Annotated in this window: 18 protein-coding genes; 9 read left to right on the top strand and 9 right to left on the bottom strand. The window is 56.8% G+C overall.

The genetic code is table 11. The features are described 5' to 3' along the window. The first annotated feature begins 25 nt into the window (after positions 1-25). Entirely contained in the window at positions 26-1,333 is a 1,308-nt protein-coding gene (locus EDF82_RS02240) for a sulfurtransferase (protein ID WP_123753993.1), read from the top strand. 4 nt (positions 1,334-1,337) lie between these two features. Here the strand turns inward: EDF82_RS02240 and EDF82_RS02235 are convergent, their stop codons facing one another. Then, positions 1,338-1,961 (bottom strand): CDP-alcohol phosphatidyltransferase family protein, encoded by a 624-nt coding sequence (locus tag EDF82_RS02235; RefSeq protein WP_123753992.1) that lies wholly within the window; start codon positions 1,959-1,961, stop codon positions 1,338-1,340. A gap of 86 nt (positions 1,962-2,047) precedes the next feature. Here EDF82_RS02235 and EDF82_RS02230 point away from each other — a divergent pair, with 86 nt between their 5' ends. Together EDF82_RS02230 and gdhA are read left to right on the top strand one after the other, a co-directional pair. Beyond that, positions 2,048-2,458 carry a pyrimidine (deoxy)nucleoside triphosphate diphosphatase gene (locus tag EDF82_RS02230; RefSeq protein ID WP_123755451.1) on the top strand — a complete coding sequence of 137 codons (411 nt, stop codon included), beginning with the start codon at positions 2,048-2,050 and terminating at the stop codon, positions 2,456-2,458. 269 nt (positions 2,459-2,727) lie between these two features. After that, positions 2,728-4,071 carry an NADP-specific glutamate dehydrogenase gene (gene gdhA / locus EDF82_RS02225; protein WP_123753991.1) on the top strand — a complete coding sequence of 448 codons (1,344 nt, stop codon included), beginning with the start codon at positions 2,728-2,730 and terminating at the stop codon, positions 4,069-4,071. A gap of 62 nt (positions 4,072-4,133) precedes the next feature. Here gdhA and EDF82_RS02220 read toward each other — a convergent pair whose 3' ends face one another. The 3 genes from EDF82_RS02220 to EDF82_RS02210 all read right to left on the bottom strand — a co-directional run bounded on the left by EDF82_RS02220 (position 4,134) and on the right by EDF82_RS02210 (position 7,929). Further along, positions 4,134-6,086: a DNA topoisomerase III gene (locus EDF82_RS02220; protein ID WP_123753990.1), complete on the bottom strand. Its 1,953-nt coding sequence runs from the start codon at positions 6,084-6,086 to the stop codon at positions 4,134-4,136. Between the two features lie 4 nt (positions 6,087-6,090). Next, the gene (selD, locus tag EDF82_RS02215) at positions 6,091-7,134 is read right to left on the bottom strand and encodes a selenide, water dikinase SelD (RefSeq protein ID WP_123753989.1); all 1,044 of its coding nucleotides are present in this window, start codon (positions 7,132-7,134) and stop codon (positions 6,091-6,093) included. Positions 7,135-7,377: 243 nt separating this feature from the next. Next, positions 7,378-7,929, bottom strand: coding sequence for an NAD(P)H nitroreductase (locus EDF82_RS02210; RefSeq protein WP_123753988.1), 552 nt, complete (start codon positions 7,927-7,929; stop codon positions 7,378-7,380). A 165-nt stretch (positions 7,930-8,094) separates the two neighbouring features. Here EDF82_RS02210 and sppA point away from each other — a divergent pair, with 165 nt between their 5' ends. From sppA to pncA, 3 genes are all read left to right on the top strand, one after another. After that, a complete protein-coding gene (sppA, locus tag EDF82_RS02205) occupies positions 8,095-9,948 on the top strand; it encodes a signal peptide peptidase SppA (RefSeq protein ID WP_123753987.1) in 1,854 nt (617 codons plus the stop codon). Between the two features lie 175 nt (positions 9,949-10,123). Further along, entirely contained in the window at positions 10,124-11,140 is a 1,017-nt protein-coding gene (gene ansA / locus EDF82_RS02200) for an asparaginase (protein ID WP_123753986.1), read from the top strand. Between the two features lie 9 nt (positions 11,141-11,149). Beyond that, positions 11,150-11,791: a bifunctional nicotinamidase/pyrazinamidase gene (gene pncA / locus EDF82_RS02195; RefSeq protein WP_123753985.1), complete on the top strand. Its 642-nt coding sequence runs from the start codon at positions 11,150-11,152 to the stop codon at positions 11,789-11,791. 96 nt (positions 11,792-11,887) lie between these two features. Here the strand turns inward: pncA and EDF82_RS02190 are convergent, their stop codons facing one another. Continuing rightward, the gene (locus tag EDF82_RS02190; protein WP_123753984.1) at positions 11,888-12,166 is read right to left on the bottom strand and encodes a YeaC family protein; all 279 of its coding nucleotides are present in this window, start codon (positions 12,164-12,166) and stop codon (positions 11,888-11,890) included. 44 nt (positions 12,167-12,210) lie between these two features. Continuing rightward, positions 12,211-12,624 (bottom strand): peptide-methionine (R)-S-oxide reductase MsrB, encoded by a 414-nt coding sequence (gene msrB, locus EDF82_RS02185; protein ID WP_123753983.1) that lies wholly within the window; start codon positions 12,622-12,624, stop codon positions 12,211-12,213. A gap of 339 nt (positions 12,625-12,963) precedes the next feature. On the opposite strand from msrB, the gene gapA reads away from it, so the two are divergent. Together gapA and EDF82_RS02175 are read left to right on the top strand one after the other, a co-directional pair. Then, complete coding sequence (gene gapA, locus EDF82_RS02180) at positions 12,964-13,959, top strand: glyceraldehyde-3-phosphate dehydrogenase (RefSeq protein WP_004860805.1); 996 nt, start codon at positions 12,964-12,966, stop codon at positions 13,957-13,959. A gap of 131 nt (positions 13,960-14,090) precedes the next feature. Next, a complete protein-coding gene (locus tag EDF82_RS02175) occupies positions 14,091-14,978 on the top strand; it encodes a D-hexose-6-phosphate mutarotase (RefSeq protein ID WP_123753982.1) in 888 nt (295 codons plus the stop codon). 81 nt (positions 14,979-15,059) lie between these two features. Here the strand turns inward: EDF82_RS02175 and EDF82_RS02170 are convergent, their stop codons facing one another. From EDF82_RS02170 to EDF82_RS02160, 3 genes are all read right to left on the bottom strand, one after another. After that, positions 15,060-16,517, bottom strand: coding sequence for an anion permease (locus EDF82_RS02170; RefSeq protein ID WP_123753981.1), 1,458 nt, complete (start codon positions 16,515-16,517; stop codon positions 15,060-15,062). Positions 16,518-16,616: 99 nt separating this feature from the next. After that, complete coding sequence (locus EDF82_RS02165; RefSeq protein ID WP_123753980.1) at positions 16,617-17,471, bottom strand: aldo/keto reductase; 855 nt, start codon at positions 17,469-17,471, stop codon at positions 16,617-16,619. 103 nt (positions 17,472-17,574) lie between these two features. Further along, on the bottom strand, positions 17,575-18,321 hold the full coding sequence (locus tag EDF82_RS02160; protein WP_123753979.1) for a MipA/OmpV family protein: 747 nt from the start codon (positions 18,319-18,321) through the stop codon (positions 17,575-17,577). A 428-nt stretch (positions 18,322-18,749) separates the two neighbouring features. Between EDF82_RS02160 and yeaG the strand changes: the two genes are divergently transcribed. Continuing rightward, on the top strand, positions 18,750-20,684 hold the full coding sequence (gene yeaG, locus EDF82_RS02155) for a protein kinase YeaG (RefSeq protein WP_123753978.1): 1,935 nt from the start codon (positions 18,750-18,752) through the stop codon (positions 20,682-20,684). Positions 20,685-20,757 lie beyond the last annotated feature (73 nt).

Genomic DNA, 20,757 nt, shown 5'->3' with positions numbered 1-20,757 from the left:
CAATTTTCTCTTGTCGGGCATTTCGATGAAACGTGTTTCTCAATTGACCGCACTCGCCCTGCTGATCGGGCTTGCTGCTACTACCACCTCCGCCGCTGAAACCATGCCAACGCTGACGCTCTCCGCCTTGCAACAACAGCACGGTGTCGCTATCGATACCCGTCTGAGCGCGTTCTACAACGGCTGGCCCCAGTCCGCCAACGGTCCCCAGGGCCATGAACCGCAGGCGCTGAACCTCTCCGCCAGCTGGCTCAGCGCCATGAGCGACGACCAGCTTAGCGCCTGGGCGAAACAGCACCAGCTGCAGGCCACCTCGCCGCTGGCGCTGTACGATAGCGAAGCGGACAACCGCAAAGTGGCAGCGCGTCTGCAGGCCGCAGGGTTTACCCACCTCAACACCCTGAGCGATGCGCTCACCCAGGCCGACCGCCTGCAAAAGCTGCCGCATTTTGAACAACTGGTTTACCCGCAGTGGCTGCACGATCTCCAGCAAGGCAAAGCGGTGGCCGCCGCGCCGGCCGGAGAGTGGAAAGTGCTGGAGGCCGCCTGGGGCGCGCCGAAGTTTTATCTGCTGAATCATATTCCCGGCGCCGGCTACATCGATACCAACGAGGTGGAGAGCGAACCGCTGTGGAACAAGGTCTCTGACGACAAGCTGAAGGCACTGCTGGCAAAACAGGGGATTCGCCACGACACCACGGTGATCCTCTACGGCCGTGACGTGTATGCAGCGGCCCGCGTGGCGCAGATTCTGCTGTATGCCGGAGTGAAGGACGTTCGTCTGCTCGATGGCGGCTGGAAAACCTGGTCCGATGCGGGCTTGCCGGTAGAACGAGGGACGCCAGCGGAGCCGAAACCGGCGCCGGACTTCGGCGCACCGATCCCCGGTCAGCCGCAGCTGATGCTCAATGAGCAACAGGCGCGCGGGCTGCTGCACCGCCAGGATGCGTCGCTGGTCAGCATTCGTTCCTGGCCTGAGTTTGTCGGCACCACCAGCGGCTACAGCTATATCAAGCCCAAAGGTGAGATCGCCGGTGCCCGCTGGGGACACGCCGGTAGTGACTCAACCCACATGGAAGACTTCCATAACCCGGACGGCACCATGCGCAGCGCCGACGATATTGCTGCGATGTGGCAACAGTGGAATATCCGCCCGGATCAGCAGGTGGCGTTCTACTGCGGTACCGGCTGGCGCGCTTCTGAAACCTTCATGTATGCCCGGGCCATGGGCTGGAAAAATGTCTCGGTGTATGACGGCGGCTGGTACGAATGGAGCAGCAATCCGAAAAACCCGGTACAGCGCGGCGAACGCGGGCCCCAGAGTAGCCTGTAATCCTCTACGCCTGACGCTGAAGCTGCTTCAGCGTCAGGTAGCCACTGTAAATCCGGGTGGCGGTCGTCAGCCAGCACAGCGTGCCGAACAGCCAGGCCAGCCACGCAAAGTGCGCCGGAAACAGGCAGCAGAGCACAAACAGCAGGATCGTTTCACTCCCCTCCGTCAACCCGCCCAGATAGTAAAAAGATTTGTGGGCGTAGCCTGGGTTATCAATCTGATGTTTTGCCGCCAGCGCCGCAAAGGCGAGGAAACTGCTGCCGGTGCCGATAAAAGCAAACAGCAGCCAGCCGCCGGCCACCGCGTTCAGTGCCGGATCGGCGAGGATAAAACCAAACGGTACCAGCGCATAAAACAGAAAATCGAGCGCGATATCAAGAAACCCGCCCGCGTCGGTCAATCCCCGACGACGCGCCAGCGCACCATCCAGGCCGTCCAGCAGGCGGTTCAGCACAATCGCCACCAACGCTGCGCCGTACCAGCCTAACGCCAGAAACGGTAACGCCAGTACGCCAATGGCGAAGCCGGTCAGCGTAACGCCATCGGCCGTCACGCCGATGCGCTCCAGACGCGCAGCGCAAACATTGAGTAACGGTTTCAGGCGGGGATGCAGATGACGATCGAGCACGACATATCTCCAGCGGGCTAAAGGTTGTCTGGTACAGACAAAGACGGTGATAATAGGCCATTATCCTGCAAGGAACGATGATTCAGATGCAAAAAACGCTTGATGTAGTGGCCGCCGTCATTGAACAGGACGGCAACATTCTGCTGGCGCAGCGCCCTGCCCACGCCGATCAGCCTGGCATGTGGGAGTTTGCCGGTGGCAAAGTCGAGCCTGGCGAAAGCCAGCCCCAGGCGCTGATCCGCGAACTGCAGGAAGAGCTCGGCATCACCGCCGAAGTGGAACGCTACATCGCCAGCCATCAGCGCGAGGTTTCCGGCCGCCTGATTCACCTGCACGCCTGGTGGGTGCCGCGTTTTAGCGGGCTGCTCGCCGCCCGCTACCACCAGCAACTGCACTGGTGTACCCCGCAGGAGGCGTTAACCTTTAACCTCGCCCCGGCGGATGTCCCGCTGCTGCATGCCTTTATCGCCCAACGCGCGACCGACCTTCCCCGCTAGCCCTTTCATCTGGCGTCATCGTTTTTAGTTATGACAGACGCCAGATTATAAATTTTCCTGTCAGGTTAATTTTTCCTTGCTTGCCTAACGATTCCCGGTGTTATAGTCGGAAAACCGGCCTTTTCAAGGGCCGCATAATAAAAAAACAGACCAAAAATCATTCAGATTACCGCGCAACCGCCGCTAACACGCTTTTGACGCTGGCGACGAGGCAATCTGAAATGTGACGCGAATACATGCAACCACAACCATAAGGGGAAATTATATCTATGGATCAGATGTGCACTCTGGAAAGTTTTCTCACCCGCGTTCAACAGCGCGATCCTCAGCAAACCGAATTTGCTCAAGCCGTCCGCGAGGTCATGACCACGCTGTGGCCGTTCCTTGAGGAAAATCCGCGCTATCGCCAGCTCTCGCTGCTGGAACGTCTGGTTGAACCAGAACGTGCTATTCAGTTCCGTGTGGTTTGGGTCGACGACCGCAATCAGGTTCAGGTCAACCGCGCCTGGCGCGTGCAGTTCAACTCCGCCATTGGTCCGTACAAAGGCGGGATGCGCTTCCACCCGTCGGTTAACCTGTCGATCCTCAAGTTCCTCGGCTTTGAACAGACCTTCAAGAATGCCCTCACCACGCTGCCAATGGGCGGCGGTAAAGGCGGTAGCGACTTCGATCCTAAAGGTAAAAGCGATGGCGAAGTGATGCGCTTCTGTCAGGCGCTGATGACCGAGCTGTATCGTCATTTAGGCCCGGATACCGACGTTCCGGCGGGCGATATCGGCGTTGGCGGTCGTGAAGTCGGCTTTATGGCCGGGATGATGCGTAAGCTCTCCAACAACAGCGCCTGCGTCTTCACCGGTAAAGGGCTCTCCTTCGGCGGCAGCCTGATCCGTCCGGAAGCGACCGGTTACGGCCTGGTCTACTTCACCGACGCGATGCTCAAGCGTCACGGTCTGGGCTTTGAAGGGATGCGCGTTGCGGTCTCCGGTTCCGGCAACGTCGCGCAGTACGCCATCGAAAAAGCGATGGAGCTGGGCGCGCGCGTCATCACCGCTTCCGACTCCAGCGGCACCGTGGTCGATGAAGCCGGCTTCACGCCGGAAAAACTTGCCCGTCTGTGCGAAATCAAAGCCAGCCGCGACGGCCGGGTTGCCGATTACGCGCGTGAATATGGTCTGGTTTACCTCGAAGGCCAGCAGCCGTGGTCCGTGCCGGTTGATATCGCGCTGCCATGCGCCACCCAGAACGAACTGGATACCGATGCCGCGCGCGTGCTGATTGCAAACGGCGTGAAGGCTGTTGCGGAAGGCGCCAATATGCCGACCACGATCGCCGCCACCGACCTGTTCCTCGAAGCGGGCGTCCTGTTCGCACCGGGCAAAGCGGCCAACGCCGGCGGCGTTGCCACTTCAGGCCTCGAAATGGCGCAGAACGCCGCGCGCATGAGCTGGAAAGCCGAGAAAGTCGACGCGCGTCTGCATCACATCATGCTCGACATTCACCACGCCTGTGTTGAATACGGCGGTGAGGCTCAGCAGACTAACTACGTTCGTGGCGCCAACATCGCCGGGTTCGTCAAAGTGGCTGACGCCATGCTGGCGCAGGGCGTTATCTAAGACCTGCCGCACAACGACCTGAGCACCACGCATAAAAAACCCCGGACAGCCGGGGTTTTTTATTATGGATTGTCAGCGGCGGGATCCGCCGCCGGTTTTCGTGCTTTCGGTTTAGCTTTCGCCTTGCCTTTGCTGAAGCTCTTTTTGCCATCTCCGGGAGCGACGATGCCGCGGAACTGGCGCACCGGCGTGCTCCGGGCCTGGTCAATCAACTGGTACAACGTGCCGACCAGCGGCTGCATAAAGTCCTGATAGCGGCACTGCTTTTCGCTGATTTGCGTCAGCACCGACTCCCAGTGGGCGGTCATATCCGGGCGGGCCGCCATTTCCGGCAGCGAGTGGATCAACGCCCGTCCCGCGTCGGAAGAGTGAATATAGCGCCCTTTTTTAACCAGAAAACCGCGCTTAAACAGCAGCTCGATGATCCCGGCACGGGTCGCTTCCGTTCCCAGGCCGTCGGTCGCGCGCAGGATTTTCTTCAGATCTTTATCCTGCACAAAGCGGGCGATCCCGGTCATCGCCGACAGCAGCGTCGCATCGGTGAAGTAGCGCGGCGGCTGAGTCTGGCGTTCAACGACCTCGCCCTTTTCACACAGCAGTTCGTCGTCCTTCGCCACCACCGGCAGCGGCGTCCCGTCGTTCTCTTCATCGCGCTCTTTGTTGCCGAGCAGCGTCCGCCAGCCGGCTTCCGCCAGGAAGCGCGCTTTGGCGACAAATTTGCCGTTGGCGATATCGAGATCGATCTGACACTTACGGAATACCGCATCCGGACAGAACTGCATCAGATACTGACGGGCAATCAGGCCATAGACCTTCTCTTCGTTATCCGTGAGCTTCACCTTGCTGCTGCGGGCGGTCGGGATGATCGCATGGTGAGCATCGACCTTTTTGTCATCCCAGCAGCGGTTGCGGATTTCCGGGTCAACCACCGGTTGCGGCAGCAGATCCGCGGCATGCACCGCAATAGCATTCAGCACCGAATGGCGACCGGCGAAATGCTCCTCCGGCAGGTAGCGGCTGTCTGAACGCGGATAGGTGATCAGCTTGTGCGTTTCATACAGCTTCTGGCAGATATCCAGCACGTTCTGCGCACTAAAGCCGAAGCGTTTCGCGGCCTCAATCTGCAGCGCCGAGAGGGAAAACGGCAGCGGTGCCGGCTCAGAATCCCGCTTATCGTTATAGGCGGTCACCAGCGCCGGCTGGCCTTCAATGCGCGCTACGACGTGCTCAGCCAACGGGCGATGCAGCAAGCGGCCCTCTTCATCCTGATAGGGTTCGCAGGCATCGCTTGGCTGCCAGGTGGCGACGAAATGTTCCTCTTTCGGCGTCACGATATGTGCTTTGACGTCAAAGAAATCTTTGGCCACGAAGTTCTCGATCTCTTCGTCACGCCGCACCACCAGCCCCAGTACCGGCGTCTGGACACGGCCGACCGAGAGCACGCCCTGATAGCCGGCATTGCGGCCCAGCAGCGTATAGGCGCGGGTCATGTTGATGCCATACAGCCAGTCGGCACGGGCGCGCGCCAGGGCCGACACGCACAGCGGAATAAATTCGCTGTTGGCGCGCAGACGCGAAATCGCCCGCTCTACCGCCTGCGGGTTAAGGTCGTTAATCAGGCAGCGCTGCACCTGCTGACGCTTTTCCGGCGCCAGCTGCAGATAGTCGAGCACTTCATCCACCAGCAACTGCCCCTCTCTGTCGGGGTCACCTGCGTGAATCACCTCCTGCGCATCGCCAAGCAGACGCTTGATCACGTTGAGCTGCTTGGTGACCGACGGTTTTGGCTGCAGCTGCCATTTTTCCGGCACAATGGGCAGGTCCAGAAGGTTCCAGCGTGCATAGCGGCCGTCATAGACGTCCGGCTGGGCCTGCTCCAGCAGATGGCCGATACACCAGGTGACCACCTGCCCGTTGCCACACTCGATATAGCCATCACCTTTCCGGTGCGGTTTGGGTAGCACTTCAGCGATGGCACGCCCGAGGCTGGGTTTTTCCGCTATAAACAACCGCATGTAATCAACGGATCTCGATCATCGGGCGTCCGCCCCTGGCGGTTACCAGCTCGCCGATGGCGGCCAGTTGAATGCCGAACTCTTGCGCAGCGGCACAGACCTCATCCTGCGCATCCGGCGTCACCGCCAGCAGCAGACCGCCGGAGGTTTGCGGATCGCACAGCAGATCGCGCCACTCTGCCGGCATCTCGCCCATCAGGTGACCGTAGCTGGCAAAGTTACGCCCGGTACCGCCAGGCACCGCGCCCGCCGCGATATACGCTTCCACGCCCGGCAGTTTCGGGATATCCGCATAGTTAAGCAACGCCTGCACGCCAGCGCCGCGGCACACTTCACTCAGGTGGCCCAACAGACCAAAACCGGTGACGTCGGTCATCGCTTTGACCCCTTCAATATTGGCGAAAGCCGCCCCGGCGAGGTTCATCTGGCACATGGTTTCCGTTGCCAGTCCCTGATGCTCTGCTTTGAGCAGCGATTTTTTCTCTGCCGTGGTCAACACGCCAATCCCGAGAGGTTTAGTGAGGAAGAGCTTGCAGCCCGCCTGGGCGGTACTGTTTTTCTTGATTCGCTCCGTCGGCACGACGCCGGTCACCGCGAGGCCAAAAATAGGCTCCGGGGCGTCAATGGAGTGGCCGCCCGCCAGCGAGATACCGGCCTGCTGACAGGCAAAGCGCCCGCCATCAACCACTTCGCGGGCAATTTCCGGCGCCAGGGTATTGATCGGCCAGCCCAGAATGGCAATCGCCATGATCGGTTTTCCACCCATCGCGAAGATGTCGCTGATGGCGTTGGTCGCGGCGATACGCCCAAAGTCGAACGGATTATCGACAATCGGCATAAAAAAGTCGGTGGTGCTGATAATGGACGTACCGTTGCCCAGGTCGTAGACCGCGGCATCATCGCTGGTCTCATTGCCGACCAGCAGGTTCGGGTCGATAAACTTGGCCCGATCGCTCTTGAGGATCGTTTCCAGCACTTTCGGGGAAATTTTACAACCACAACCGGCTCCGTGGCTGTATTGCGTTAAACGAATAGCTTGCTCGCTCATGGACATCTCCTGTCATTGCAATCCCGCTATGGTAGCGCTCAAACGCCAAGGTAGTAAGTCCGTCAGTCTTAAATCGCGAGTGGTTGCTCATTAAGCAGACAAAAGTCCGATTTTACCGGTGGAGGGGGTGACAAATACAAATTCTGCTGCATTTATCGCAAGGGGCACGTTTCCGGGCAGATTCAAAAGAGAGCGTTTCCACACAGCCCGGCAGGTTATGCCTGCCGGGCTATCCGATGGCGATCAGAAACGGATCACAAACGGCGAGGTGTCAGGCACTGAAATGGTGGTGGAGGCTTTCAGCTGCGGCGTACCGAGGTAGAGAAAACCGACGATTTTATCCTGCTCACGGCAGGCAAAGCCGTCACGAACCACCGGGCTTTCGGTCAGGGCGCCGCTGCGCCAGATGCCGTTAAAGCCTTGCGCGACCGCCGCCATCTGCATGGCCATTACCGCACATCCCGCCGACATCTCCTGCTCCCACTTCGGCACCTTCGGATGATCTTCGCAGCGGGCGACGACGGTAATGATCAACGGCGCACGGAACGGCGCGCTACGTGCTTTTTCGATCCCTTTTTCATCCTGCCCGGCGGCAATCGCCCCTTTCTCCAGCAGCTGGCTGAAGCGTTCGCGGCCGTCATCAGCAATAATATAAAAGCGCCACGGCTGCAGCGTGCCGTGGTCCGGGGCGCGCAGGCCAGCGCGAAGAATGTTTTCCAGCTGTTCGCCAGCCGGTGCCGGTTCGGTCAGGCGCGAGGCGCTGCGGCGGTTAACCAGTAGTTCGAGAGCATCCATCTGTATAACTCCTGTGATGTCATTTTTCATAAAATTAACATGCACGAGAATTTTGTTACAGCACGACCGGTGATTCCTGCTGACAACCGCCAGTCGTCTCTTTAGGATAACCAGACGCGGCAACCCCCGCGGTTAGCCCATTTTTAACAATGTTAGGGAGAATACATGCGAACTCTTTGGCGGCTGCTCGCCGGATTTTTTAAATGGACATGGCGGGTGCTCAATTTTATTCGCCAGCTCGCACTGAACCTGGTATTCCTGCTGCTGGTCCTGGTGTGTGTCGGTATCTGGGCGCAGTTCAGCAGCAGCACACCGGAACATGCGGCACGCGGCGCGTTGCTGCTGGATATCACCGGCGTGGTGGTGGATAAACCGTCCGCCAGCAGCAAGCTCGGGGTTATCGGTCGCCAGCTTTTTGGCGCCAGCTCCGACCGCCTGCAGGAAAACTCGCTGTTTGATATCGTCCAAACCATTCGTCAGGCCAAAGATGACCGGAATATCACCGGTATCGTGCTGGATCTGAAAAATTTTGCCGGCGGCGATCAGCCGTCGATGCAGTACATCGGTAAAGCCCTGCGCGAATTCCGCGACAGCGGTAAGCCGGTCTATGCCGTTGGTAGCAGCTACAGCCAGGGGCAGTATTATCTGGCGAGCTTCGCCAACAAAATCTGGCTGTCTCCACAGGGTGAAGTCGACCTGCACGGTTTTGCCACCAACGGGCTGTACTACAAGTCGCTGCTCGATAAACTGAAAGTGTCTACCCATGTCTTCCGCGTCGGTACCTATAAATCGGCGGTTGAGCCGTTTATCCGCGACGATATGTCACCGGCCGCCCGTGAAGCCGATAGCCGCTGGATTGGCGAACTGTGGCAGAACTACCTCAATACCATCGCTGCCAACCGTCAAATCACGGCGCAGCAGCTGTTCCCAGGCGCTCAGGGCCTGCTGGACGGCCTGCGTAAAGTGGATGGCGATACCGCACAATACGCGCTGAATAATAAACTGGTTGATGAGCTGGGCACCTCCACCGACGTGGAGAAAGCGCTCACCAAACAGTTTGGCTGGAGCAAAGCGGATAATAACTATCGCGCCATCAGCTATTACGATTACAACGTCAAAACGCCGGCCGATCAGGGTGCTTCCATTGCGGTGATCTTTGCTAACGGCGCGATCATGGATGGCGAAGAGACCCCAGGCAACGTCGGCGGCGACACCACTGTGGCTCAGATCCGCGATGCCCGTCTCGATCCGAAAGTGAAAGCGATCGTCCTGCGCGTAAACAGCCCTGGCGGCAGCGTCAGCGCATCGGAAGTCATTCGTGAAGAGCTGGCGGCGGCGAAAGCAGCCGGTAAACCGGTGGTGGTCTCCATGGGCGGTATGGCCGCGTCTGGCGGTTACTGGATCTCCACGCCGGCTAACTACATCGTGGCAAACCCGAGCACCCTCACCGGCTCCATCGGTATTTTCGGGGTGATTAACACCGTTGAAAATACGCTGGACTCGATTGGCGTACATACCGATGGCGTGGCGACCTCCGCGCTGGCGGATGTGTCCACCACCAAATCCCTGCCGCCTGAAGTGCAGCAGCTGATGCAGTTGAGCATCGAGAACGGCTACAAGCGCTTTATCACGCTGGTGGCTAACTCACGTCACAGCACGCCGGAGAAAATCGACCAGATTGCTCAGGGTCACGTCTGGACGGGTGAAGATGCGAAGGCCAACGGGCTGGTCGATAGCCTCGGCGACTTTGACGATGCGGTGGCAAAAGCCGCTGAACTGGCGAAGCTGAAGCAGTGGCATATCGATTACTACCAGGAAGATCCGACCTTCTTCTCAATGGTGATTGATAGCCTGACCGGTTCGGTGCGTGCTTCGCTGCCGGCCGCAATACAGGCCTGGCTGCCGGCACCTGTCGCCGCTGCCGCCAATGTGGTCAAAGCGGAGAGCGATAAGCTTGCCGCGTTTAACGATCCACAAAACCGTTACGCCTTCTGCCTGACCTGCGCCAACATTCGTTAATCCTTTCCCGGCAGATACGCCCCACTGACGTTGTTATCGATGTCAGCGGGGCGAACCCGCGCCAGCAATCTTAGTCAGAACGCCCCCCGGCCAATGCAGCTGTGACCTGAAGTATGTGTAATTTTCGATACGTCACTTTATACTGCGCCTGTCTACGTACAACCTAAGCGATGATATGCAAAAGAAATCGATTTACGTTGCCTACACCGGTGGGACCATCGGTATGCAGCGCTCTGAACACGGTTATATCCCCGTTTCCGGCCACCTGCAGCGCCAGCTTGCGCTGATGCCTGAGTTCCACCGTCCGGAGATGCCGGATTTTACGATTCATGAATATGAGCCGCTGATGGACTCTTCTGATATGACACCGGAAGACTGGCAGCATATTGCTGACGACATTCGCGCTCATTATGACGAGTACGACGGTTTCGTGATTCTGCACGGCACCGACACCATGGCGTTCACCGCATCAGCGCTGTCGTTCATGCTGGAGCATCTGGGGAAACCGGTCATTGTGACAGGGTCACAAATCCCGCTGGCCGAGCTGCGTTCCGACGGGCAAATCAACCTGCTGAATGCCCTCTACGTTGCCGCCAATTATCCCATCAATGAAGTGTCGCTGTTTTTCAACAACCGACTGTATCGCGGCAACCGCACCACCAAAGCTCATGCCGACGGTTTCAATGCTTTCGCCTCCCCGAACCTGGCCCCGCTGCTGGAAGCCGGGATCCATATTCGACGCCTCGGTACGCCGCCTGCGCCACAGGGTAACGGTGAGCTGATTGTCCACCCGATTACCCCGCAGCCCATTGGCGTGGTGACGATCTACCCAGGGATTTCCGCCGATGTGGTGCGTAACTTCCTGCGCCAGCCGGTCAAAGCGCTGATCCTGCGCTCTTACGGCGTCGGCAACGCCCCGCAAAACGGTGAGTTTATCGCGGTGCTGGCGGAAGCCAGTCAACGCGGGATCGTGGTGATCAACCTGACTCAATGCATGTCGGGTAAAGTCAATATGGGGGGCTATGCTACCGGCAACGCCCTCGCCCAGGCCGGAGTTATCAGCGGTTTCGATATGACCGTCGAGGCGACGCTGACCAAGCTACACTATCTGCTGAGCCAGAATCTCAGCGTCGAGGCCATCCGCCAGCTGATGCAGGAAAATCTGCGCGGCGAGCTGACCCCTGACGAGTAAGGAGAACCGATGACCCATCGCGCACTTTTGTTGGTTGATTTACAGAATGATTTTTGCGCCGGCGGCGCGCTGGCCGTACCGGAGGGTGACAGCACCATTGATGTCGCTAACCGGCTAATCGACGCGTGCCTGGCCCGGGGTGAGCCCGTTGTCGCCAGCCAGGACTGGCACCCGGCGGATCATGGCAGCTTCGCCAGCCAGCATCAGGTTGAACCCTACTCCCAGGGTCAGCTTGACGGCCTGGCGCAGACGTTCTGGCCGGATCACTGCGTGCAGAACAGCGAAGGTGCGGCGCTGCATCCGCTGCTGAAGCAGCAGGCTATCAGCGAGGTGTTCCATAAAGGTGAAAATCCGGCGATCGACAGCTACAGCGCCTTTTTTGATAACGGACATCGCCAGAAAACCCGGCTGGATGCGTGGCTGCGGGAACGCGACATCAGCGAACTCATCGTCCTGGGTCTGGCGACCGATTACTGCGTCAAATTTACCGTGCTGGACGCGCTGGCGCTGGGCTATGTCGTGAACGTGATCACCGACGGCTGCCGCGGGGTCAACCTTCAGCCGCAGGACAGCGCCCACGCCTTTATGGAGATGGCCGCCGCTGGCGCCACGCTGTATACCGCTGACGACTGGCAGGAAACGCAGCCTTAATCCTGCCGTGAACTGTGCTCATCAGTTCATCCCCCGGTCGCGCGTTGCTTGACGGGGGATGGACTGGTGCCAACCGTCACCGGGTCGTCCGGGCGGTTACTGCAGTTTAAACGTGGAGATCGGCTTGGGTGCAATGCCGAAATCTTCTTTCAGCTGCTGCTTGCTCTTCATCACCATCTGGCCGTTGGTATCGATGGTCATATGCTGAGCATCGCTGTTATGCCGCGCCTGATAGAGCATCACCAGCTGCAGGCTGTTCTCTTTCTGGGCCTCGGTTAACGCCACGCCATCCGGCCATTTTCCCAGCTCCACCGCGGTCACCAGACGCTGGTAAACTTCGGGGGTCATGCTGTCTATCATTTGCTCGATTTCCATGGTCCGCTCGACTCCACGTTGGAATAATTTGCTGAATCGTTTCTCTAACCTTTAATTTGCTCGCCGTTATCGTCGTCGTTGAAGCTTAATGACGCCGAATTTACGCAAAAACGCTCGCCGGTAGGTTGCGGACCGTCGGGGAACACATGCCCGAGGTGCGCATCGCAATTTCCGCAGCGAATTTCGGTGCGCTGCATGCCGTGCGAGTAGTCATTCAGATAACGAATTGCCTCGTCGCTGACCGGCTCGTAGAAGCTCGGCCAACCGCAACCTGAGTCATACTTCGAATCTGAGCGAAACAGCGCCGCATCGCATACCAGGCAGTGGTAGATGCCGTCGCGCTTGTTGTGGAGCAGTCGTCCGGTGAACGGCGGCTCAGTACCGTGATTCTGCGTCACGTAAAACTGCATCTCACTCAAATTTTTTTTGAGTTCGTCTGAGGAGGGTTTATTCGCCATGTGCATGCTTCTCACTGTGAAAGGACAACGTTACCGGCCGATTCTAACAAAACATTAACAATGAAGCGTGGACTTTTGTTCTAAACTTATTCGATGCCAAAAGGCAGCCCAGATAATTGTGATTTACATCACATTTTTATCTTTACCGACCTTTAAAATTCCGGGCGCAGCCCCAATATGGAATTGGGCTCAAAGGGAGAGTGAGGCAGATCAATGGTGCGAAGGTATGCTCAGTATTGATTTGTCGCAATGATTGACACGATTCCGCTTGACGCTGCGTAAGGTTTTTGTAATTTTACAGGCAACCTTTTATTCACTAACAAATAGCTGGTGGAATATATGACTATCAAAGTAGGTATCAACGGTTTTGGCCGTATCGGTCGCATTGTTTTCCGTGCTGCTCAGGAACGTTCTGACATCGAGATCGTTGCAATCAACGACCTGTTAGACGCTGACTACATGGCATACATGCTGAAGTATGACTCCACTCACGGCCGTTTCAACGGTACCGTTGAAGTGAAAGACGGTCATCTGATCGTTAACGGTAAAAAAATCCGTGTTACCGCTGAACGTGATCCGGCTAACCTGAAGTGGAACGAAGCAGGTGTTGACGTTGTTGCAGAAGCAACTGGTCTGTTCCTGACTGACGAAACCGCTCGTAAACACATCACTGCTGGCGCGAAAAAAGTCGTTCTGACTGGCCCGTCCAAAGACAACACTCCGATGTTTGTTAAAGGCGCTAACTTTGACAAATACGAAGGCCAGGACATCGTTTCTAACGCATCCTGCACCACCAACTGCCTGGCACCGCTGGCTAAAGTTATCAACGACAACTTCGGCATCATCGAAGGTCTGATGACAACTGTTCACGCGACCACCGCAACTCAGAAAACCGTTGATGGCCCGTCTCACAAAGACTGGCGCGGCGGCCGCGGCGCAGCTCAGAACATCATCCCGTCCTCTACCGGTGCTGCTAAAGCAGTAGGTAAAGTACTGCCAGAACTGAATGGCAAACTGACTGGTATGGCGTTCCGCGTTCCTACTCCGAACGTATCCGTTGTTGACCTGACCGTTCGTCTGGAAAAAGCTGCTTCTTATGAAGAAATTAAGAAAGCAATCAAAGCTGCTTCCGAAGGCGCAATGAAAGGCGTTCTGGGCTACACCGAAGACGACGTTGTATCTACCGATTTCAACGGTGAAGTTTGCACTTCCGTGTTCGATGCTAAAGCTGGTATCGCACTGAACGACAACTTCGTGAAACTGGTTTCCTGGTACGACAACGAAACTGGTTACTCCAACAAAGTTCTGGACCTGATCGCTCACATCTCCAAATAAGTTGAGATGAGAATCTGATCCAAAAAGGCGACTTCGGTCGCCTTTTTTTATGTACACGCCACCCCGCACGCAGCCTGTGCACTGGCTGTCTTCTGGGGGATGGAGGTGTCACGCTAACGAAGGATTGCACCATGATTAATAAAATTTTTGCTCTCCCGGTTATTGAAGAAATCTCGCCTGTTCTGTCCCGCCGTCAGCTCGATGAGCTGGAATTGATTGTTGTTGACCATCCGCAGGTCAAAGCCTCCGTTGCCTTCCAGGGCGCCCACCTGCTGTCGTGGAAACCTGCCGGCGAAGAAGAAGTCCTGTGGCTGAGCGGGAACACGCCGTTCAAAACCGGCGTTGCGCTGCGCGGCGGCGTACCGGTGTGCTGGCCGTGGTTCGGCCCGTCGGCACAGCAAGGTCTGCCTTCCCACGGCTTCGCCCGTAACCTGGCGTGGACGCTGAAAGGCCATGATGAAGATGACAGCGGCGTGATGCTGACCTTCGAACTGCAAAGCAGCGATGAGACCCGTCAATACTGGCCGCATGACTTCACCCTCTATGCGCGCTTCAAACTGGGTAAAACCTGCGAGATCGAACTGGAAGCGCACGGCGAGTTTGAAACCACCTCCGCGCTGCACACCTACTTCAACGTCGGCGATATCGCTGCCGTTAAAGTCAGCGGCCTGGGCGATCGCTACATCGATAAAGTCAAAAATGCCGAAGAAGGCGTGCTGAGCGACGGCGTACAGACCTTCCCGGACCGTACCGACCGCGTCTACCTCAATGCCGAAGCCTGCAGCGTGATCCACGACGATGCGCTGAACCGCAATATCGACGTTGTTCATCATCATCACAGCAACGTGGTCGGCTGGAACCCTGGCCCGGCGCTGTCCGTGAGCATGGGCGATATGCCGGATGATGGTTACAAGACCTTCGTTTGCGTGGAAACCTGCTGCGTGACCGAACCGCAGAAAACCAGCGAAGAGAAACCTTCTCGCCTGGCGCAAACTATTCGTGTCGTGAAACGCGGATAATCCCTGCCCTCCCGCAATGCGGGACACGCCGGATCAAAAACAGGGCGATATCGCCCTGTTTTTATGGCTGACGAACGTCCGTTACCAGAATCCCACCAGCTTCATCCACGCACCGCCCAACACTAACCAGATAGCAATAGACGCCAGCGAAACCACAAAGCTGACGCTCCACCACTGCCCTGTGGTGTTATAGCCCGAACCAAACAGCGCCGGCCCCGGGCCACCCGAGTATTGCGTCAGACCCATCGACAGATTAGAGGTGTATCCGAGCACCAGCGCGGCAAAAAGCGGCGGTACGCCGACGGAAACCGCCACCGCCAGGAAAGCCAGATACATCGCGGAAATATGCGCCATCGCCGAGGCGAAGAAATAGCGGGTATAGAAATAGACCACCACCAGCAGTAAAAATACGGTGATCCATTCAAAGTGCCCGACATAGCCGACAATGCGCTCCGATATCCATTTGATCATGCCATATTTGTTGAGCGCATTGGCCATCATCACCAGCACCGCGAACCAGAACATGGTGTCCCAGGCGGTTTTTTCTTCAATGATGTTTTTCCACGACATGATGTTGCTGATCAGCAGCACCATCAGCCCAATAAACGCCGAGAGCGTGGCGGGAATGGAAAAGAAGATATCCCCGACGGTCCAGAGCAAGATCAGCAACACGAAATCAAAGGCGAGGATTTTCTCTGCCAGCGACATCGGCCCCATTTTACGTAGCTCTTCGCGGGCAATAGCCGGGATTTCCGGCGTTTTCTTCAACTGCGGCGGATAAATCACGTAGATCACCAGCGGCAGCAGGATCAGCGAGGCAATCCCCGGCACGATGGCCCCGACAAACCACGTCGTCCAGGTGATCTCGATTCCCTGACTTCTCGCCAGCTCAGCCACCAGCGGATTGCCGGCCATGGCCGTTAAAAACATCGTACAGACGATGGCATCGATCTGCGACACGCAGATCATCAAGAACGCCCCGGCTTTCCTCGCCGTCGCCCCCGGTTCGGACTGGTAGGCGGTGGCAATGGATTGGGTAATCGGGTACATAATTCCGCCGCCTCGCGCGGACGCCGAGGGGATCCCTGGCCCGAGAACCACGTCCGACAAGGCCAGGCCGTAGGCCACGCCCAACATGCTGGATCCGCACTTAGAGATAAACCACAGCGCCACCCGCTTGCCCAGCCCGGTTTTGATCACCGCCCGGGAGATGAACATCGCGATACCAATCAGCCAGATGGTGCCGTTGGCAAACCCGGATAACGCCGCGACTTTATCGCTCTTACCCGGCGAGAGAGGCGTCACGCCCAAAAAGGCGGAGACGATCAACGCAATCATCGTCACCGCGCCCATCGGCAGCACTTTCAGGATAATGGCAAAGATGGTGGCGGCAAAAATGGCAAACATCTGCCAGGCGTGGAGGGTGAGCCCATCGGGTGGTGGAGTAAACCAGATAATCACGCCGAAGAGTATTGTCAGAACGGCTTTCCACAGCGGGAAAGCCAGCTTCACATCCAGAGGCTGAGTAGGTTCAGTCATATGTATCTCCTTTTTCTTGTATCTTTAAGGGGATACTCACGACTGAGCCATGATTCTCATCAACAAAGCGCCAACGTTTTTAGGCTGAATAGTTCTCTTTTACACCATATCCAGCGGCGTTTTGTGGCCCGGTGCCGGAAAGGCCTGCTCCATCAGCGCGATATCGTGCGCATTCAGCACCACCTCAAGCGCGGCGGCGTTCTCTTCGACGTGGGCCACACTTCCCGCTTTTGGAATCGCGATCACACCCTGGTGGCTGATGACCCACGCTAATAACAGTTGGGCCACGGTAATGCCTTTTTGCATCGCCAGTTTGCTCAGCGCAGGATGATTCATTAAGCCATTGCGCAGGCGCCCCGCCTGAGCCAGCGGGCTGTAGGCCATTACCGGCAGCGACTGTTGCTGGCACCATGGCAGCAGGTCGTGCTCGATGCCCCGTGACGCGAGGTGATAGAGCACCTGATTGGTGGCGCAGCGGGAACCGTCAGCCACCTGCCACAGCGCCTGCATCTCGTCTACGTCGAGGTTTGATACGCCCCAGCGGCGAATTTTGCCCTGCGCGACCAACTTTTCCATTGCCTCAACGGTCTCGGCAAAGGTGAACTCACCGCCCCAGTGCAGCAGATACATATCAAGATAGTCGGTACGCAAACGGCGCAGGCTGGCCTCGCAGGCGGTCACCATTTTTTGCCCACCGGCATTCCACGGGTAGACCTTGGACACCAGCATCACCCGGTCACGCAGGCCGCGAATCGCCTCGCCCACCACCTCTTCTGCCCCGCCGTCGGCGTACATTTCGGCGGTATCGATCAGCGTCAGCCCTCGTTCAACGCCCGCACGTAGTGCAGCGACCTCCTGCGAGCGCCGGGCGCTGTTTTCGCCCATAAACCAGGTGCCTTGCCCAATAGCTGGAACCGCCGCACCCTCGCCAAAACGCACTGTTTTTCCCATCATCGACTCCTCGGGTTAGGTTGTTGCACCACCGTAATGCAAAACGGGGCGTAACGCCCCGTTATGATGCATGAAATTCTTCGTTATGGTGCACAACGGCTGCCAATCAGAAGGTGTAGGTGATCCCGGTGGAGATCAGGCCGCTCCAGGATTTATCCACCATCGGGCTATCGGTGATTTCATCGGCCAGGCGGGTGTAGCGCGCGACACCATAGACGCTCCAGTCACCGAGGAAACGGTAGTTTGCCGACAGCTCAAGGTAAGGGTTCCAGCTGCTGTCCGGGTCATAGCTACGCATACCGCTACGATTTGACTCATGCTGTGACACACCGTAGTAGTATTCGTTCTGATTGTCGCTGTTCCACTCAAGGCCAATGCCCGGCGTCACGGTCAGGTTACCGTTGGTGTAGCGATACAACCAGGCCGCATCCCAGGTGATACCATTGCTCTGATCCAGTGTATCGCCCGCGAGAGTGGTGCGCAGAAAGCCATATTGCGTGTTGTGGATATAGGTCAGCCCGGCCATCATGGTGGTTTTACGGCGGTCCAGCTTGCGCATTTGCTCGCTGTCGCTGTCGCCCGGCTTGAAGTACATCGGCGACCAGTAGGCGGTAATAGACAGTTTGTCGCTGTTGTCATTCCATAAATAGTAACCGCCACCTAAGCCGTGAAACCAAAAACTGTCGCTTTCATAGCTAATGGCCGGGACCGGATAGACATCGACATCATATTGTTTATACGGGCTTTCGACGATACCCACGCCGGCCCCTAACGTAAATTTCCCTTCAGCGTGGGCCGCTGAAACAGATGCTGCAAGGCACACACTGAGTGCCAGCGGTTTGATCTTATTCACAATCCATTTTCCCGTTTGTCAAATAATACGCCCCGGCAGTTTAACGTCGTAGACCTCATGCCTCAAATTCTTTACCCGTCATTACATAAAACCATTCAATCTGGCATCAACCTGTGACCATTCGCTTGCAGGGAAATGACACCACGATGACAGCGCCTGGCAATAGATGCGAAATAGCCGCACTTTTCCGGATGAGTTATTGATATGTCATTGAAATTGTATTTTGGCGCCATGCAAGTTTTCTAAATGCATCTACGCTTTAATTTAGAAGACGTCTTTCTGCCGCACGCGATCTTTATCCCCCCAACAACCTGGCATAAGGGTTGCTGGAGAATCAGTGAACGTCGTGCAGTTTACCTCTTCCGGGAGCTCCCACTATTCATATGAACGGCTCTCAACTTGTGCTAAAAACGAAAGGACGGCATGCCATGAATATATTCGATCACTATCGCCAGCGTTATGAAGCTGCCAAGGACGAAGAGTTCACACTGCAGGAATTTCTTACCATCTGCCGGCAAGATCGCAGTGCTTATGCCAACGCGGCAGAACGGCTACTGATGGCTATTGGTGAACCAGTTATGGTCGATACGGCCCTGGAGCCACGGCTGTCCCGTCTCTTTTCAAACCGGGTAGTCGCACGCTATCCGGCATTTGAAGAGTTTTACGGTATGGAAGATGCTATTGAGCAGATCGTTTCTTACCTGAAACATGCCGCGCAAGGCCTGGAAGAGAAGAAACAGATCCTGTATCTGCTGGGGCCGGTCGGCGGGGGTAAATCATCGCTGGCCGAACGTCTGAAGTCCTTAATGCAGCGCGTACCGATTTACGTTCTCAGCGCTAACGGTGAGCGTAGCCCGGTCAATGACCATCCGCTGTGCCTGTTTAACCCGCAGGAAGATGCCCAGATTCTGGATAAAGAGTATGGCGTACCGACCCGCTACCTCGGCACCATTATGTCGCCGTGGGCGGCAAAACGTCTGCATGAGTTCGGCGGCGACATCACCAAATTCCGCGTCATCAAAGTCTGGCCCTCCATCCTTGAGCAGATTGCCATCGCCAAAACGGAACCCGGTGATGAAAACAACCAGGATATCTCGGCGCTGGTCGGTAAAGTGGACATTCGTAAACTGGAGCACTATGCCCAGAACGATCCGGACGCCTATGGCTACTCCGGCGCCCTGTGCCGCGCCAACCAGGGGATTATGGAGTTCGTCGAGATGTTTAAAGCGCCAATTAAGGTGCTGCATCCCCTGCTGACGGCCACCCAGGAAGGTAACTATAACGGCACCGAGGGCATTTCCGCCCTGCCGTTCAACGGCATAATTCTCGCCCACTCGAACGAATCAGAATGGGTGACATTCCGTAATAACAAAAACAATGAGGCCTTCCTCGACCGCGTGTATATCGTCAAGGTGCCTTATTGCCTGCGCATTTCCGAAGAGATGCGTATTTACGAAAAACTGCTCAATAATAGTGAGCTGACCCACGCGCCTTGCGCGCCCGGCACCCTGGAGACGCTGTCCCGCTTCTCTATTCTCTCGCGCCTGAAAGAGCCGGAAAACTCGAGCATTTACTCCAAAATGCGCGTTTATGACGGTGAAAGTCTGAAAGACACCGACCCGAAAGCGAAATCCTACCAGGAGTATCGCGATTACGCCGGCGTTGATGAAGGCATGAATGGTCTGTCCACCCGCTTCGCCTTCAAAATATTGTCACGCGTGTTTAACTTTGACCACGCCGAGGTCGCCGCCAACCCGGTGCATCTGTTCTACGTGCTGGAGCAGCAGATCGAGCGTGAGCAGTTCCCGCAGGAGCAAGCGGAACGCTATCTGGAATTCCTCAAAGGCTATCTGATCCCGAAATACGCCGAGTTTATCGGCAAAGAGATCCAGACCGCCTACCTGGAATCCTACTCCGAATACGGGCAGAACATTTTCGACCGTTATGTCACCTATGCGGACTTCTGGATCCAGGATCAGGAGTATCGTGACCCGGATACCGGTCAGCTGTTTGACCGTGAGTCCCTGAACGGGGAGCTGGAAAAAATTGAGAAGCCTGCCGGGATCAGCAACCCGAAAGACTTCCGTAACGAGATCGTCAACTTCGTGCTGCGTGCAAGGGCCAACAACAACGGCCGCAATCCAAACTGGACCAGCTACGAAAAACTGCGCACGGTTATCGAGAAGAAAATGTTCTCGAATACCGAAGAGCTGTTGCCGGTCATTTCGTTCAACGCCAAAACCTCAACCGACGAGCAGAAAAAGCACGACGATTTTGTCGACCGTATGATGGAGAAAGGCTATACCCGCAAGCAGGTCCGTCTGCTGTGCGAATGGTATCTGCGTGTACGTAAATCGTCCTGACGGAGCAGCCCGGCAGTGACGTCACTGCCGGGTATATAACAACTGCGTATGCCCGTAATCAATCGGCGATGGG

This window comes from Klebsiella sp. BIGb0399 (assembly GCF_003752615.1).
GTDB classification, from domain to species: Bacteria; Pseudomonadota; Gammaproteobacteria; order Enterobacterales; family Enterobacteriaceae; genus Klebsiella; species Klebsiella lignicola.
This window is presented reverse-complemented; position numbering and strand designations above follow the sequence as displayed.